We start from the raw sequence: 17423 nt of genomic DNA on the forward strand, positions 1-17423 counted from the left end.
GTGATACGTCAAGCACGTCCAGAGGACCGATTTGATATTGCGAAGTTAGTTTATATGGTTTGGGATGATATGGAATTAGAATTGGTAAAGCATCTACCTAAAGACATGGTATTAGATGCAATTGAAAAAAGCTGTGTTGATGCAACATATCGAACTTTTTATCAGCATATTTTAGTTTATGAAGTAGAAAATAAAGTAGCAGGTTGTATTATTAGCTATAGTGGTGAAAATGAATTGAAATACGAAAAAGCATGGGAACTACTTGACTTGCCAGAAGAAATAAAACAATATGGCACGCCATTACCTGTAAAAGAAGCTAAAGACGATGAGTATTATATAGAAACAATTGCGACATTTGCAGCATATAGAGGTAGAGGCATCGCGACAAAGTTATTAACGTCATTACTTGAATCAAATACACATGTTAAATGGAGTTTGAATTGCGATATTAATAATGAAGCAGCATTAAAGTTATATAAAAAAGTAGGCTTTATATCTGATGGACAGATTGAATTATACAAGCACATGTATCATCATTTAATTGTTAAATAAAAAAACTCGACAGTTCGATGTAAGTCGATTGCCGAGTAGTATCATTTTCTATTAAATGCCTGCAAATAATGCACTAATATAAATACCTAATGCATATAATAAACCGAAAAATGTATTTGTTTTACCAGCAGCAGCCATTGCTGGCATCATTGTAGGCGGTGTATCATTCTTCTTGAAACGTCTGATAACTTTAACAGGCATTGGGAATGATAACAACGCAAGTAAGTAAAATAATGAGCCACCAGGTTTAATAATGATCGTAAGTACAATAAAGGCATAAGCGATAAAGTACATGATTGCCATAAATGTTAAAGAAGCATTTTTACCTAATAGAATGGGTAAAGTTTTGCGACCACTTGCTTTATCTTTGACACGGTCGCGAATATTGTTAGCCATATTAATTAAACCGATAGTGATTACTATAGGTACACTTAACCAAATTACATAACTTTGAATATTGCCAGTTTGAATAAAGAATGCAATAACGATAATAAACATACCCATAAATACGCCTGAGAATAATTCACCGAAAGGCGTCCATGAAATAGGGAAAGGGCCACCTGTATATAGGTAACCAACAGCCATACATACTAATCCAACTGGTAATAACCAAAATGAAGAGTTAGCAGCTAAAAACAAACCTAATATTGCTGCTAAGATGTAAAATGCAATGGCTAATCGTAGCACAAGCTCTGGGCTCATACCGTTGCGAACAATGGCACCACCAATGCCTACAGATTCATGATCATCAAGGCCTTTTTTATAATCATAGTATTCATTAAACATATTAGTTGCTGCTTGAATAAGTAAGCATGCTAGTAACATGGCAATGAATAGGCTGATTTTAATATGATCTTCGCTACCAAGAAAATATATTTTAGATGCTGCTGTACCAACTAAAACGGGTACTACGGAAGCAGTTAATGTATGAGGACGCATTAAATGCCAATATTTCTTAACTGTAGAATATTGCTGATATTGATTACTCATTGAATACAAAACCTCTTTAAATCATATTTTTTATAACAAAGATATTTTAATAGAAAGTAGCATAAAGGTCAATTGACGTGAAAAATTGCAAGATAAGTTTAAGCAATTCTTGTAACACAATTATCCAAAAATGATACAATATAATAATGAGTGAAAAAAGACGAAGAAAGAAGTGAAATGGATGGCTACGGGCGTATTAGAGGACGATATTGTCAAAGAGATATATGGCAGCTCAAAGGAATGGGTTTCAGTTGAAGTGAAATTATCACAGTCACTAGACCCGAGCACATTATTTCATCTCACTGACAATGAGGCAGGAGATCGCTTTTATATGCGTTTGAATGATAATCGAACGTCATATTTTGGCTACAAAGCAATTCAATTATTCAAAAATAATTCTAAAAATAAACAATCTATTTTTAAAGACTGGGAAAAATTAAAACATAACATCACATTTATACATCCGCAATCTGAGAAACATCATCTTCGAGTTGTTGGAGGGTTCCAATTTTCAAGTCATAAATCAGATGATGAATGGCGAGAGTTTGGACTAAATCATTTTGTATTACCTGAAGTTTTAATTTCAACTGATAAAAATGGGACATTTTTAACTTATACAGTTAAAAGGGAAAGTTTTACTGTTGAGGCATTGAACGATTTAATGGATTTGTTCAACAATATATCGGACATAGATGTGGACGAGCAAATTGGGGAAATTACTAGAAATGAAGATATTTATAAAGATGACTGGCGTCAACTTGTAGTAGAAGCTATAGAATCTATTAATAATGAAGAAAAAATTGTACTAGCACGTAGACGGTTAATAAAGTTCGATAAAGATATCAGTATTCCATATATTCTAAAGCAAGCATATTCTAAAGAAAAAAACAGTTATATATTCTTGTTAGAATCACAAGATTCTATATTCTTTTCACAAACACCTGAACAATTAATAAAGGTCAATAATAAAATACTATCGACTAAAGCTGTAGCAGGTACAATTAAACGTTCACAAGATGAGGACGAAGATACAAAAAATGTTGAAGCATTTTTAAAAGATAATAAAAACTTAATCGAACATCGATTTGTTGTTGACAGTATTTTACATGATATTAAACCTTATATCACTGAATTACATTATGATAAGACGCCTAAAATTCTAAAAAATGATCATTTATATCACTTGTACACTGAAATAAAGGCGCCACTGAAGGATGATTCGTATATTAGTTTAATTGATAATTTACATCCAACACCTGCTTTAGGTGGCTATCCAAAAGAATTTGCGATGGATTTTATTGAACAGAAAGAATTTGGTACACGAGGATTATATGGTGCGCCGGTTGGCTATATAGATATATATGATGATTGTGAATTTATTGTTGCAATTCGTTCGATGCTTATTAAGAAAGCACAAGCAACTTTATTTGCTGGGTGTGGCATTGTTAAAGATTCTGATCCAGATAGTGAATTGGCAGAAACGAACCTTAAGTTCACACCTATGATGAATGCATTAGGAGTCGATATGAATGGGAAATCATAAAGCAGCTTTAACGAAGCAAGTTTTTACATTTGCATCTGAGTTATATGCGTACGGCGTAAGGGAAGTAGTTATCAGTCCGGGATCACGCTCAACGCCACTTGCACTTGCATTTGAAGCACATCCAAATATTAAAACATGGATACACCCCGATGAGCGAAGTGCAGCGTTTTTTGCAGTTGGGTTAATTAAAGGCAGTGAAAGACCTGTCGCTATATTATGTACGTCAGGTACAGCAGCAGCGAATTATACGCCTGCAATTGCTGAAAGCCAAATTAGTAGAATTCCATTAATCGTTTTAACAAGTGACCGTCCGCATGAATTAAGAAGTGTAGGCGCACCACAAGCGATTAATCAAGTAAATATGTTTAATAATTATGTAAGTTATGAGTTCGATATGCCTATTGCGGATGATAGTAAAGAGACCATTGATGCAATTTATTATCAAATGCAAATTGCTAGTCAATATTTATATGGACCACATAAAGGGCCGATTCATTTTAACTTGCCATTTAGAGATCCGTTAACACCTGATTTGAATGCAACAGAATTGTTAACTTCTGAGATGAAGATTTTACCGCACTATCAAAAAAGTATAGATGCATCGGCATTAAGACACATTTTAAATAAGAAAAAAGGTTTAATTATTGTAGGGGATATGCAGCACCAAGAAGTTGATCAAATACTGACGTATTCAACGATATATGATTTGCCTATTTTAGCTGATCCTTTAAGTCATTTAAGAAAATTTGATCATCCGAATGTTATCTGTACATATGATTTGCTGTTTAGAAGCGGCTTAGACTTAAATGTGGATTTCGTAATTCGTGTTGGGAAACCAGTGATTTCTAAAAAGTTGAATCAATGGTTAAAGAAAACTGATGCATTTCAAATATTAGTGCAAAACAATGATAAGATTGATGTCTTTCCGATAGCACCAGATATTTCATATGAGATTTCTGCGAATGATTTCTTTAGGTCATTAATGGAAGACACGACCATCAATCGCGTAAGTTGGTTAGAAAAATGGCAACGCTTAGAGAAAAAAGGGCGTAAAGAAATTAAATGTTATTTGGAACAAGCTACAGATGAGAGTGCATTCGTTGGTGAATTGATTAAGAAAACATCTGAAAAAGATGCATTATTTATTAGTAATAGTATGCCTATCAGAGATGTAGATAACTTGTTATTGAATAAAAATATAGATGTCTATGCGAATCGTGGTGCGAATGGTATTGATGGTATCGTTTCAACTGCACTGGGTATGGCTGTGCATAAACGAATAACATTATTGATAGGTGATTTATCATTTTATCATGATATGAATGGACTATTAATGTCAAAATTAAATAATATTCAGATGAATATTGTATTATTGAACAACGATGGTGGCGGTATTTTTTCATATTTACCACAAAAAGAAAGTGCAACTGACTATTTTGAACGGTTGTTTGGCACACCGACGGGATTGGATTTCGAGTATACAGCTAAGTTATATCAATTCGATTTTAAACGTTTTAACAGTGTTTCAGAATTTAAAAATGCCACATTGTTATCTGAAACTTCGACGATTTATGAATTGATAACGAATCGCGAAGATAACTTTAAACAGCATCAAATTTTATATCAGAAATTGAGTGAAATGATTCATGACACATTATAATTACTATGAAGCAAACGTTGAGACCAATCAAGTTTTAGTATTACTGCATGGTTTTCTTAGCGACAGTCGTACTTATTATAATCACATCGATAAATATACTGATATCTGTCATGTCATCACTATAGACTTACCAGGACATGGCGAAGATCAGTCTTCAATGGATGAAACGTGGAATTTTGATTATATTACGACGTTGTTAGACCGAATTTTAGATAAATATAAAGATAAATCAATAACATTGTTTGGATATTCAATGGGTGGACGTGTTGCATTATATTATGCAATTAATGGTCACATCCCTATATCTAATTTGATATTAGAAAGTACGTCACCAGGTATTAAAGAAGAAGCAAATCAATTGGAACGCCGTCTTGTTGATGATGCACGTGCTAAAGTATTAGACATAGCAGGTATTGAATTATTTGTTAATGATTGGGAAAAGTTGCCATTATTTCAATCGCAACTAGAATTACCAGTTGAAATACAACATCAAATAAGACAACAACGATTGTCCCAATCGCCACATAAAATGGCCAAAGCATTAAGAGATTATGGTACAGGTCAAATGCCAAACTTATGGCCGCGCCTGAAAGAAATTAAAGTACCAACATTAATATTAGCTGGAGAATATGATGAAAAATTTGTACAGATTGCGAAAAAAATGGCAAATTTAATTCCTAATAGTAAATGTAAATTAATTTCTGCTACAGGTCATACAATTCATGTGGAAGATAGTGATGAATTTGATACAATGATATTAGGATTTTTAAAGGAGGAGCAAAATGACTAACAGACAATGGGAAACACTTAGAGAATATGATGAAATCAAATATGAATTTTATGAAGGGATTGCTAAGGTAACAATAAATCGCCCTGAAGTACGCAATGCGTTTACACCTAAAACAGTTGCTGAAATGATTGACGCATTTTCACGTGCACGTGATGATCAAAACGTTTCAGTTATCGTATTAACTGGTGAAGGTGATTTAGCATTCTGTTCTGGTGGTGACCAGAAGAAACGTGGACATGGTGGTTATGTAGGTGAAGACCAAATCCCTCGCTTAAATGTATTAGATTTACAGCGTTTAATTCGTATTATTCCAAAACCGGTTATCGCGATGGTAAAAGGTTATGCTGTAGGTGGCGGTAATGTACTAAATGTTGTTTGTGACTTAACGATTGCTGCTGATAATGCTATTTTTGGACAAACTGGTCCTAAAGTAGGTTCATTTGATGCGGGTTATGGTTCAGGATATTTAGCACGTATCGTTGGACATAAGAAAGCACGTGAAATTTGGTACTTATGTCGTCAATACAATGCACAAGAAGCTTTAGATATGGGTCTAGTAAATACAGTAGTACCTTTAGAGAAAGTTGAAGATGAAACTGTGCAATGGTGTAAAGAGATTATGAAACACTCACCAACAGCGTTACGATTCCTTAAAGCAGCTATGAATGCTGACACAGATGGTTTAGCTGGTTTACAACAAATGGCTGGGGATGCAACACTGCTTTATTACACAACTGATGAAGCGAAAGAAGGCCGTGATGCGTTTAAAGAAAAACGTGATCCTGACTTCGATCAATTCCCTAAATTCCCATAAGTTATTTTGAATATGATATTAAGTCACTTGCGTCGTTTATTAGCGACGATAGGTGGCTTTTTTATTTTATAAGAATTTAAAAGGGGCTTTTAATTAATTATCATAAATATAAGATAGTTTGAGAAAATTAATAGAGAAAAAATAAATGTTAAAGATTATTATTACAATCAAAAAACGAGCTGGTGAGAAATTGAATTCTCGCCAACCCGCTTTATGAAGTGAAATCATTTAAATTAGTTATACTAAGCGCTCATAAACGATTGGGCGCGAAGTGCCAATACCTTGTTTGGATGACGTTTGCATGAGGATATGCTGTGTATCATCATAATCAAGAATATAAATGATTTCTTCATTATCAATAGATGAAAATTTAATGCGTTGATGTGCCGTATCTATAAAAAGAATATGATATTGATTGTGACTTGTATCATCGCCATGACGTATACAAATTGATTTTTGTAATTGATGATTACTCCAATTACCAATGAATAAATTGATATTGGTTTGTTCTAGATGTGTGAGTTTGGTTGTGTCGTAAACTAAATTTATAAATTGTAGTTGATACATAGTTTTACCTGCCTTTAATCAATATCTATATTACTTTTTAGTAACCTATCATTGAACCATACCAGTTATAATCACGATTGAATGATAAATGTAATAGGCTTGAATCTGCATCTTGGATTGATAATTCTGTATCCCAAGGATTCCAGTAAATAAGTTTTTCTTGGTCATTAATTTTAGCATTACCAACAACTGCTAGGGCATGTCCTAAATGTGGATCATTAGGGTTTTGAGATACACTTTGTGCAAGAATCATAATTCCTACATTATCTTTTGTAAGTTGATCAACTTGTTCATATGATGGTACGCCTTCTTGATAATGAATATCTCTGCCTTGTGATTTACCGTATTCAATCATTTGATTAGGGAATGTTGAGCAATTAGGAAGGTCTTGCTCACTTACTTCAGGGTATAATGTACGCATAATATCATGTGCATTATAAGTGTCTGTATTTTTAGTTGCATTTAATAATGCTGCCATACTAAATCCTGCACACCATGAGTTATCGAATTGTTGTTCTCTAATTTTGAAGTTTTTTAATGTATTTTCATATTGAACTTGATCTTCTTGTATCGCTTCGTTTTCTTCAACTTTAGTAGGTGTTACTGTATTTTTTAACTCTTGTTTCAATTTTGATGAAACTGTTTTAGCACTTTCTTTTTCTTTTACATTACCAGGTAGTGGCGTAGCTTTTACTAATCTAACTTTGCCATCTTCTTCAAAATAAAATCCTTTTTCATCAGTAAGAACAGTGATATTTGAATTTTTATCTTTAATTTGGTCTAAATCTTTAGCGATGAAGTTTGAAATTTTAACACTGTAATTCATGTCTTCTTTTGATTTGTTTAAATCATCTTTATTTTTAGGGCTAAGTGTTAAAGTATAAACAATTTTACCGTCTTTTATAACTGGATAATAGTAACTATTATCTTCTTCACCATTAAATTTATAAATTTTAAAAGCTTCGCCAAGTTCATATTTACCAGTTTTTGCATTACTTTGTTTATCTAATGCTTTAGCATAACCAGCAAATTGTTGTTGTGCTAGATCTTTTACTTTTTGAGGTACTTTGTCACTCTTAACATTAATTTCTAGCTGTTTAGAGTGTGAATCGGCTTTGGCTTTATTGTTATTAGCAAATGCGCCTAGTGATAAAATAAGCATTGAAACCATTATGATGCTTATAATATTGAATACTCTAGATTTATATGAACTATTCATATAATACCCTCCATTTAAATCAAAATATTTTGCGTTGCTAAGACTTTGCTTCTATTTACTAAATCTAAATTAAGATGAAGTTTATGCAGCGTCAGGGTTGTCTGAATTATTGTTATCGCCATTGTCTGGATTATCAGGGTTGTTAGGGTTGTTAGGGTTATCAGGATTATCTGGGTTATTAGGTTGGTCATCGTTGGCAAAATGGATATCTTCAATATTTTGTTTTAAGAAGTTGCGTACATTTTCATTAATAAATACCGCACCATTAAATTCATTTGGTACACCGCCCCAATGAATTCCGATCACTTCATTTTTTTCATTAAATACAGGTGAACCTGAGTTACCACCAGTTGTACTTAAATCATATTGCATAGCTTCGCCTTTGAGGTAAGTGATTTTTCCTTTACTTTCCCACATTGTTGCTACAGGTTTATCACCAGGATATCCTGTTACAGTAATATTTTGGTTAACTTGTGTTTCAGCATTATTACTCATTGTTGCTGGTTTAACTACTTCACCAATATGTTTGTTTTGCTCATTAGGGGAGAATTTAACTATTGCTAAATCACCTTCGCCTGAATATTTAGTGATTTGTTCAGCAGTGAAACCACCATTTGGATAATTGTCTTGGTTAATTGCAGAAGGGAATGCTTTTAAAGCATGAGGATCACCGTGCGTAGCATCTACGACGTGTTTATTTGTTAAAAGAGTATCTTTACCTACAACTACACCGGAAGCAATAAATGTACCAGTAGGTGCTTCAACTTGAATATAAGTTACGGGTGCATAATGACCATTCGTTGTATCTGTGATTTGGTGACGATCGTTATTTGGTAATATAACATTTGCGTGTTCACGTTGTTCTAATGGTTTAAGGTTACCGCCTTTTTGAATCTTAGGTGTTTGCTGTTTGCTTGACTGCGTTTGTTGTGGATGATTGTCCATAGCCTTTGAAGATAACGCGTTTGCTGCTGGAGAACTCACAAGTGTCGCTGTTGTCAAAGTTGCAACGAATAAAGAACTAACTTTTAAAAATTTACCTTTCATCTAAAAACCTCCAAAAAATTTATTTACAAGTTAAATATAACACTAAAAATTTTTAAGTCAATAATAATATATAAATAAATTAAAAAGTTTTTGTAAAGATTAGAGTTTACAAAAACATTAAGGGGATTAAAATTGAATTGTATTATACTTTATTCAATTGAGTTAAATTGATAAGATCGTCAATTGTTTGCATTTATCTAAAAGAATAAATAAGAAAGGAATTGAGAGCGAATGGAAAGTATTTGTTTATAATAATAAATAGTAACTTTTGAATAATAATTGTTTGGCCAAAGGTAGATTAATATGAATGGTGATATATTATTTGAGTGCTTAAGTTTCGAAGAACAATTATAAGTTAGCATATTAAAACCTTTTGATAGAATCATTTTGAGTGAGGTGTTTAAAGGAGAGGAATATAACTCGGTAGTATTTACAGTCTCTATAGAGTATTATTTAAAACTTATAGAATATAAAAAACTGAACGTACTATGAATTTAGTTCACGACGTCCAGTTCAACATATCATTTTTATTTAGTATTTAAATATTTAGCAAGTCTCTTCATACCTTCTTTTAAAACATCCATTTCATAAGCATAGGAAATCCTTACAAATCCTTTACCGAATTCTGTAAAGGATGAGCCTGGAACGATTGCTAAATGTGTTGATTCAAGTAAATCGACACAAAATTCGAAATCGTCATCGGTGATATGTTTAATACTTGGGAAAATATAAAACGCGCCTTCAGGTTGAGCGGTAATCTCAAAACCTAATTTAGTTAATTCAGATACTAAATAATTTCTTCGTTCTACATAAGCTTCGTTCATATATTTAGGAGCTTCTAATCCTTCGTTAAGTGCTGTTATACATGCTATTTGAGCTGGAACATTGGCACAAATACAATTATAGGCGTGCATAAATGTTAATTTATCAATCAAATATTGAGGTCCTAATAGAAAACCAATTCTTATTCCGGTTGCTGAGTGTGATTTACTTAAACCACCAATTAATATTAATTGATCACGAATGTCTTCAAATTCAGCGAAGGATACATGTTTACCACTAAATGTATTTTCAGCATAAATCTCATCGCTAATAATAAATATCGGATATTTTTTTAATACATTTACGATATTTAAAACTTCATTTCTTTTTAAAACTACGCCAGTTGGATTAGTCGGATAATTTAACAAGACAGCTTTTGTCTTTGGAGAAATATGACTTTCTAATGCATCAGGTGTAATTTTAAATTGTGTTGCTGTTGTATCAATATAAATTGGTTTACCACCTAGTACTTCGATGAGTGGTATGTAGCCTGCATAAATTGGTCCCGGTATTATAATTTCATCTCCAGGCTCTATGATAGAACGTAACGTTGTGTCTATTGCTTCACTTGCTCCATTTGTCACAATAATTTCTTCAGGATCATAGGAAAAATGATAACGATTTTTGAAGTATTGACTAATTGCTTCGCGAGTTTCTAATAACCCTTTATTGTGAGAGTATGATGTCTTGTCATTGTTAATAGCATCAATATATGCCTTTTTCACAACATCAGGCATCGGGAAGTCTGGTTGGCCAATAGTTAAATTAACACAATCATCCAAATTATTCATACGATTTGAAAATTGGCGAATACTTGGTGCTCTTAAATATTTAGAATTAGAATTTAAAGAAAGTTTCATTTGTGACACCTCAAATATAAATCAAATATTGTCTAAAAATTTAGAAATTAATAATATCATAACATACTTTTAAAGCAAAAAAGGGTAAATTACTTAAGCTTTATTTGAAAAACGAAAAATGTCTAAATACACTGTAGTAACTACTTTTCAAAATGAATAAAGTGGTTACAGTTAATGTACTTAGACAGTATAAAATTATGAATCTTTAAACTGTGATGGTCTTTGTAAATTAATTATTGGATTTGTCCATTTACAAACAAAGTTTGTAGATAATACATATACGATGATTACAGATATACTTATTAAATAAAGATAAGTCATTAATGATATAGGATTATCGAATGGGTACCATTCAAATCCTCTAACAATGCCAATAATTAAACCATGTAATAAATATACGTATAGCGTACGACTACCAATATAAGTATATAATTTTTTCTTTGTTGACATTAAATTTAGAAACGCAGTCATTGCGATTAATATAATTCCATATAATATAAGTCGTTTAAAAGGACTGAATATACTCTGTCCTTCATTTTCAAGTGAAGTATATGGTGAACTTCCCAATAACCAATCTGCATTGATAGGATGAATCACGTAAACGATAAAAAACAAAATAAAGGTAATGATAGATACTGGTATTAGTTTTTTATTTTTAAAAATAGCCGTATGTTTTTTGGTGAAAATGTAACCTAGATAAAATATTGGGAAAAATACGATTGTCCTTGAAATGCTTAAGTAGCTATCGATGTTATCTGAAAAACCTGCTCCAATAGATATAATAATTGAAACTGATAGCACTTTATATGGATTAAATCTTCTAACTATTACTAAAATGACATGAAAGAAAAATAGCGTGATCAAAAACCATAACGCAAATACTGGGTTAAAAGGATCAAGTTGTAATTCGTCACTTTTACCTGTTAAGAAATAATAAATTGAAAAGAATGCAAAAAATATCATATAAGGTACTATCAAACGTTTTGAAATTTTTTCTAAATAGTATGGTTTATCAATATTTTTCGCGAAATAACCAGATATAAACAAAAATGTTGGCATATGGAAACTATAAATAACTAGGTATAATGCTGATAAATATTTATCGCCACTCGTGTAGGGTTGTAACATATGTCCAAATACGACTAATAATATTAAAATTGCTCTTGCGTTGTCAAAAAAATAATCTCTCTCTTTTAATGAAGTCATATTTTATCTCCTTTATGTCCATAAGACTCTTACTAATTTATTATATTTTGTATTAGTTATGCAACAAATTTGTCTATTGTGTCGAATAGTATTGTAAAAATTATAAAAAAAGCATATAATATTATAAATAATATGTAGTGGAGTAGAACAACATGTATAAACAACTTGAAAAACTTATTACACTGACTAATAATGACTTAAACTTAGTGAATAGAAGATTTGGACAACGCACGGATATCACATCTGAACAGCTAGAACTTCTCCGTATTTTATTTAATTACGATCGCTTATCACAGTATGATTTGACGATGAAGATTAGCAGGGAACAATCTATAGTTTCAAGATGGATTAAGAAATTAGTTTTGAAAGGGTACATCACAAGTCAACAATCTAGCGAAGATTTAAGATGTAAAGAATTAATTTTGACTGATCAAGCACGTACATTAATTTCACAAATAAATAATGCACGTTGCGAATTGATTGAAGCAAGATGTCAATGTTTATCGGAAGTCGAATTAGACAATTTAAATCAATTACTTGATAAGTTAAATCAACGACGCATATCGTTGTAACACGACAATAGCAAACACATAATTTAGTGTCATTGTGCACACAACAAAAATTGAATCATGAATTACAAGCAAAAGTAGCGGTGATTGTTAAAATTGATGGTAAACAATCACCGCTATTTTTGCTTGTGTATGTATAAAAAAGGGATCAAAGGTCATCCCCCATGATTGATAGTGGGGGATGACTTTTGATCCTATGTTCATGTTGCTTATTTATATTGTGGGATGTCGAAGTATTTGCCGACTTCGCCAATTTTATCATAGTAGCCTTTGATGATTTTAGCATTGATGTTAGCCCAATCTATATCTGTAGCATATTGGTGTGTTCCTGGATGTGCAGGATTCCATCTCATTTTGTAAAGCGTATTTTGACCAGCTTTTACATATGAGTTGCCGATGAATTTAGCACCACCAACGATTGCTTTTGATACTGTGTCCCAACCAGCTTGTTTAGCATATTTAATACCTTCACGTAAAGGATCGTTATCATATGCAGCAATACCAAATACGTTATGGTATTTCGTGTTTGAGTTAGTTACAACTTTGTTGTTCACTACATCTGCACCTTTCGCTAATTGAGAAGTACCGTTACCTGTTTCTAATAGGGCATGTGAGATAAGATAAACTTCATTAATGCCATACATTTGAGCAGCTTTGTTAAATGCAGCACCTTGGTTTTCTAATACACCTTTACCTTTTAAGAATTGATTAATTTTATCAATAGAAATATTTTGTGGTTGGTCTAAGCGTAAGAATTGATATTTTAATGCTGGATCTTGAGCTAAACGCTTCGTATCCATTGCATGCTTAACATCATTAAAGTTAGCATCTGTCCACTTACCTGGTACACGTTGTACTTGTGGTTTATATTGTAAACCAGCTTGTATTTGAGCAACTTGGTTTAATGTCATACCTGTTTGATTATACTTAATTAATTCTTTAGCTAAATCAGTTGATTTAATCCATGCTAATTTACCGTTAGATAATTTACCATAGTACCAAGTTTGTCCATTAATGACTTGTTCTTTAACAACTGCGAATGGTTGTTCATTAAATGCTTTTAATGAGTATTTAGCTGTATCAGAATTTGGTGTTACATAGTAATAACCATTACCATTTTTAATTACATAAGTGTAGTTATAATCTTTGGCAGCTGATGTAGTTGGTTTAACAGCAGTTGGTGCAGTTAAATCTTTTGCATTTACCCAACCAGTGCGGTTATTAATAGTACCGTATAAATAAACATCTTTGCCTACAGATACTTGTTTCGTTGCATTAAATGTACCTTGAGCAATGTTATTGCCTGTTAAAATGACTTGGTTTTTAGTACCCCAAGGAACCATTGATAAGCCGTTATTTGATTTATTAACAGTATATTTTTGAGTCGTTTTAACTTCTTTGCCTAAGTTTTGAACATTTAAGTCTTTTACATTGAACCAACCTAATGGGATGTTATGGCTTGTATTGTTTAATAATACATACGTTTCATTACCATGAGCACGCTCTTTTGTTACATAGAACGTACGGTCTGCATATTTCGCACCGTTTTTCGCTGTTTTTTCATAAACAGAAGCACGAATACCAGTGTTGTTTGGTTTAACTTGAGCAATCTTGCTAACTGTTTGAGTCGTTTGTGGTTTAGTAACAGTATAAGCTTTTACAGCTGTTTTTGGTTGTGCTACTGCTTTTTTAGGTGCAGCAGGTACAGCTAAATATGCTTTACTTACCCAACCAGATTTACCATTTACAGTTCCAAATAAATAGATAGATTTATCAATTTGTTGTTGCTTAGTCGCTTTAAAAGTTTGGTTACCTGTACCAGAAACTGCACCAGCTTCTTGTTTATAAGTGCCCCAAGGTACTGAATATAATTTAGTGCCTGGTTTTACTGTATATGTTTGCATTACATTTACAGGTGATTTTGCATTGTTATAAATAACGTCACCTTGTTTAACCCAACCAATTAAAGTTGGACTATTGTAATCTTTAACTAAGTAGAATTTGTTTCCACCTAAACTTGCTTCTTTTGTTACAGCAAATGTTTTTTGAACTTCTTTCGTTGGCTTACCAGTTTTGTCATAAACTGTAGTGAATAAGCCATTGTTTTTAGCATTAATTTGAGCAACACCGTTTAATGATGAAACTGTTAATTTATTATTTGTTGTAGGTGTTGATGGCTTAGGTGTTGGTGTAGGCGTAGGTTTAGCAGTATCAACTAAATATGCTTTACTTACCCAACCAGATTTACCATTCACAGAGCCATATAAATAAATTGATTTATCAATTTGTTGTTGCTTTGAAGCCTTAAATGTTTGGTTTCCAGAGCCAGACACACTACCAGCAACTTGTTTAGATGTACCCCAAGGTACTGTATAAAGTTTCGTACCAGGTTTGATTGAATATGATTGATTTACATTTACAGGTGATTTAGCTGTGTTGTAAACCACATCGCCTTCTTTAACCCAACCAAATTTATTACCAGAATTGTAATCTTGAACAAGATAGAATTTTTGATTACCTAATGTAGCTGTTTTAGATACAGCAAATGTTTTTTGAACTTCATTAGTTGCTTTACCAGTTTTGTCGTATACAGTAGTATATAAACCACTATTTGTTGGTTTGATTTGTGCGACACCATTGTTTGCAGCAACTGTTAATTTACCAGTTGATGGTTTCGACGGTGTTGTTGGTTTTGATGGTGTAGTAGGGGTAGTTGTAGATTGCGTACCCCATGGCGCCACTTTACCCATTTTTATTAAATATTTTTCATTAATTAAGTCATATAATTGATCATAACTATAATTATGACTTCTTAAATATCCATGTGGATCGGCATGGTCAGTACCACCTAAATATTTACTTACAGCGTAGTGAGTCCATACTGTACCATTTCCATCATACTCAGCACTGTCTGGTTTTAAACCATAATATTGTAATTGTGTAGCTGCATAGTCAGCATAGTTATTCATTGAACGTGCAAATGAAGCATAGTCGTGTGTGTGTACGATTTCAACATTGATGAATCTAGGGTTACCGACTGCACCGACACCCCAAGATAAGTAATCCGTTGGTGCTGTTTCGATTATACGATCCCCATCAACAAATGCATGTACGAATGCGTTTTGATAGTTATTTTTCATATAACTAATTTCACCATTTATCGTCGAACGATCATTAGCTGTATCATGAACTACGATACCTTCAGGACGACCTACGCCGTTACGGTATGCGTATTTAGGGAAGTAAGATGTATAATCTTCTTCAATTTTAGGTGCTTTTAAGTTATTTTTACGAATGTAATCGTTAATTGGAGAGTTTACTTGTGGTTTATATTTTGGCAAACTCGTTTTTGGTGTTGCAGCAACTGATCTTGGTTGTGCTGAAGCGCTAAAAGTAGTTACTTTAGGTGTCGCTTCAGTTTTAGCTTTAGGTGCTGATGTAGTTGCAGCTTTAGGTGCTGCGGCTTTATATTGCGTTTCAAGAGCTGCAGGTTTAGCAGCTGATTTAATTAATTCTGGATTAATTTGATTTTCTGAATTATCATCTTCATCATCAACTAAACTATAACCAGCATTTGTAACATTAGTGTTAGTTTTAGGTGCTGTAGTGCTTGTTGACTTTGCAACAGGCTGCGTATTATTTGTAGTCGCTGATTGATTAGCACGAGTGTCACCATTTACTTGTGCAGTATCAACTTTTTGACTTACTTGAGCATTGCCTGTTTTGTTATTTGCTGTTTTTGGTTGGACAATAGCAGGGTCTTGATATACTTGAGTGCCAGAAATGTTTTGCGTTGGATTTTTTACCTCAGCTTTTGCTTGTTCAGTAGTTGCTTTAACTTTATTACTATCTAAAACGTTTTTATTAGTAGTTTGATCTTGTGTCGTCTCAGCTGCTTGAACTTGATGTGCAGTGACTGCTGAACCTACAAGCGTTAATGCAACCATTGATGGTAGTTTGTAATTGAATTTTTTCGCCATTCTATTTATTACTCCTAACATTTATTAATTATTACTAACATTATAGTACCTGTTTTATATACCTGTGCGTATTTAACCAATTTGTAATATACTCTTAATTTACATTTTCACTGTAAAAAAATGAAAAAAATTTTGAATCTCAATGGTGACGTGACAAATCAAATAGAATTGATGTCAATTTAAGAATTGGTTTATTACAAATGTTTCTAAAATAGATACAACTTTTTTTAATTAAGCGAGGTTAACTTTTTTGTCATTTCAATATGCTCGATGCCTTCCTCAAGAAATATATTACCTCTCATTTTAAAGTTTAAACTTTCATAAAATGGGATAGCATGACATTGGGCATTCATAGTAGCTACGTAAAAACCTTCATCTTTAGCTAATGATTCTACAGCTTGCATAAGCATTCTACCCATTCCTTGTCCACGATGTGATTTCATCACAGCTACTCGTTCTATTTTGACAGTTGTTTCATTAATAGGGCGTATTCGAGCAGTGGCAACTGGCTGTCCATTATCATATCCAATGAGGTGAATAGATTCAGATTCATATTCATCAATTTCACTTTCCTCAGGGACGCCTTGTTCTTCTACAAACACTTTCTTTCTTATATAGAAGCAATCTTCTAACATCTTTTGATTGTTTACTTTTGAAAACATAAAATTCCTCCACATCCTAACAAAATCATTTACATTTAATTTACTAATAATAACATAGAATAACGATTGTTATTTTCCTCAAAAATAATTAGACATAAAAAAGCTATAAAGATGATTGTTGTGAATCATCTTTATAGCTAAT

At 32.5% G+C, this 17423-nt stretch carries 16 protein-coding genes; 8 read left to right on the forward strand and 8 right to left on the reverse strand.

All coding sequences use genetic code 11. The annotated features are described in order from the left end of the window. Window positions 1–552 carry a GNAT family N-acetyltransferase gene (locus IDG63_RS08490; RefSeq protein ID WP_000620949.1) on the forward strand — a complete coding sequence of 184 codons (552 nt, stop codon included), beginning with the start codon at window positions 1–3 and terminating at the stop codon, window positions 550–552. 51 nt (window positions 553–603) lie between these two features. Here IDG63_RS08490 and IDG63_RS08495 read toward each other — a convergent pair whose 3' ends face one another. Continuing rightward, window positions 604–1542 carry a 1,4-dihydroxy-2-naphthoate polyprenyltransferase gene (locus IDG63_RS08495; RefSeq protein ID WP_000070966.1) on the reverse strand — a complete coding sequence of 313 codons (939 nt, stop codon included), beginning with the start codon at window positions 1540–1542 and terminating at the stop codon, window positions 604–606. A 150-nt stretch (window positions 1543–1692) separates the two neighbouring features. Between IDG63_RS08495 and IDG63_RS14710 the strand changes: the two genes are divergently transcribed. Genes IDG63_RS14710 through menB form a run of 5 tightly spaced genes read left to right on the forward strand, consistent with a single transcriptional unit; the run spans window position 1693 to window position 6349 of the window. Continuing rightward, a complete protein-coding gene (locus IDG63_RS14710; RefSeq protein WP_001791731.1) occupies window positions 1693–1797 on the forward strand; it encodes a hypothetical protein in 105 nt (34 codons plus the stop codon). Beyond that, window positions 1763–3085, forward strand: coding sequence for an isochorismate synthase (locus IDG63_RS08500; RefSeq protein WP_223200593.1), 1323 nt, complete (start codon window positions 1763–1765; stop codon window positions 3083–3085). Before IDG63_RS14710 ends, IDG63_RS08500 begins: the two co-directional genes overlap by 35 nt. Further along, complete coding sequence (menD, locus tag IDG63_RS08505; protein WP_000526685.1) at window positions 3072–4745, forward strand: 2-succinyl-5-enolpyruvyl-6-hydroxy-3-cyclohexene-1-carboxylic-acid synthase; 1674 nt, start codon at window positions 3072–3074, stop codon at window positions 4743–4745. The genes IDG63_RS08500 and menD overlap by 14 nt, the downstream gene beginning before the upstream one ends. Continuing rightward, complete coding sequence (gene menH, locus IDG63_RS08510) at window positions 4732–5535, forward strand: 2-succinyl-6-hydroxy-2,4-cyclohexadiene-1-carboxylate synthase (RefSeq protein ID WP_000150223.1); 804 nt, start codon at window positions 4732–4734, stop codon at window positions 5533–5535. The genes menD and menH overlap by 14 nt, the downstream gene beginning before the upstream one ends. Next, window positions 5528–6349, forward strand: coding sequence for a 1,4-dihydroxy-2-naphthoyl-CoA synthase (gene menB, locus IDG63_RS08515; RefSeq protein WP_000184947.1), 822 nt, complete (start codon window positions 5528–5530; stop codon window positions 6347–6349). The genes menH and menB overlap by 8 nt, the downstream gene beginning before the upstream one ends. 237 nt (window positions 6350–6586) lie before the next feature. On the opposite strand, the gene sspC is transcribed toward menB, so the two are convergent. From sspC to IDG63_RS08540, 5 genes are all read right to left on the reverse strand, one after another. After that, complete coding sequence (gene sspC, locus IDG63_RS08520) at window positions 6587–6916, reverse strand: staphostatin B (protein ID WP_000284457.1); 330 nt, start codon at window positions 6914–6916, stop codon at window positions 6587–6589. 37 nt (window positions 6917–6953) lie between these two features. Next, window positions 6954–8135, reverse strand: coding sequence for a cysteine protease staphopain B (gene sspB, locus IDG63_RS08525; protein ID WP_001089097.1), 1182 nt, complete (start codon window positions 8133–8135; stop codon window positions 6954–6956). 81 nt (window positions 8136–8216) lie between these two features. Next, window positions 8217–9182, reverse strand: a complete 966-nt coding sequence (sspA, locus tag IDG63_RS08530; RefSeq protein ID WP_000676551.1) for a Glu-specific serine endopeptidase SspA — start codon at window positions 9180–9182, stop codon at window positions 8217–8219. A 527-nt stretch (window positions 9183–9709) separates the two neighbouring features. Further along, window positions 9710–10864, reverse strand: a complete 1155-nt coding sequence (locus IDG63_RS08535) for an aminotransferase class I/II-fold pyridoxal phosphate-dependent enzyme (protein ID WP_000777577.1) — start codon at window positions 10862–10864, stop codon at window positions 9710–9712. A gap of 195 nt (window positions 10865–11059) precedes the next feature. Beyond that, window positions 11060–12070: an acyltransferase family protein gene (locus tag IDG63_RS08540; protein ID WP_000202439.1), complete on the reverse strand. Its 1011-nt coding sequence runs from the start codon at window positions 12068–12070 to the stop codon at window positions 11060–11062. 152 nt (window positions 12071–12222) lie between these two features. Here IDG63_RS08540 and IDG63_RS08545 point away from each other — a divergent pair, with 152 nt between their 5' ends. Then, on the forward strand, window positions 12223–12642 hold the full coding sequence (locus IDG63_RS08545) for a MarR family transcriptional regulator (protein WP_000278015.1): 420 nt from the start codon (window positions 12223–12225) through the stop codon (window positions 12640–12642). A gap of 26 nt (window positions 12643–12668) precedes the next feature. Then, entirely contained in the window at window positions 12669–12779 is a 111-nt protein-coding gene (locus IDG63_RS08550; protein WP_001788579.1) for a hypothetical protein, read from the forward strand. A 69-nt stretch (window positions 12780–12848) separates the two neighbouring features. Here the strand turns inward: IDG63_RS08550 and atl are convergent, their stop codons facing one another. Both atl and IDG63_RS08560 read right to left on the reverse strand, forming a co-directional pair. Beyond that, on the reverse strand, window positions 12849–16619 hold the full coding sequence (gene atl, locus IDG63_RS08555; protein ID WP_086095873.1) for a bifunctional autolysin: 3771 nt from the start codon (window positions 16617–16619) through the stop codon (window positions 12849–12851). Between the two features lie 227 nt (window positions 16620–16846). Further along, entirely contained in the window at window positions 16847–17281 is a 435-nt protein-coding gene (locus IDG63_RS08560) for a GNAT family N-acetyltransferase (RefSeq protein ID WP_000491986.1), read from the reverse strand. Between the last annotated feature and the right edge of the window lie 142 nt (window positions 17282–17423).

Source organism: Staphylococcus sp. EG-SA-14, assembly GCF_017151935.1.
GTDB lineage: Bacteria > Bacillota > Bacilli > Staphylococcales > Staphylococcaceae > Staphylococcus > Staphylococcus aureus.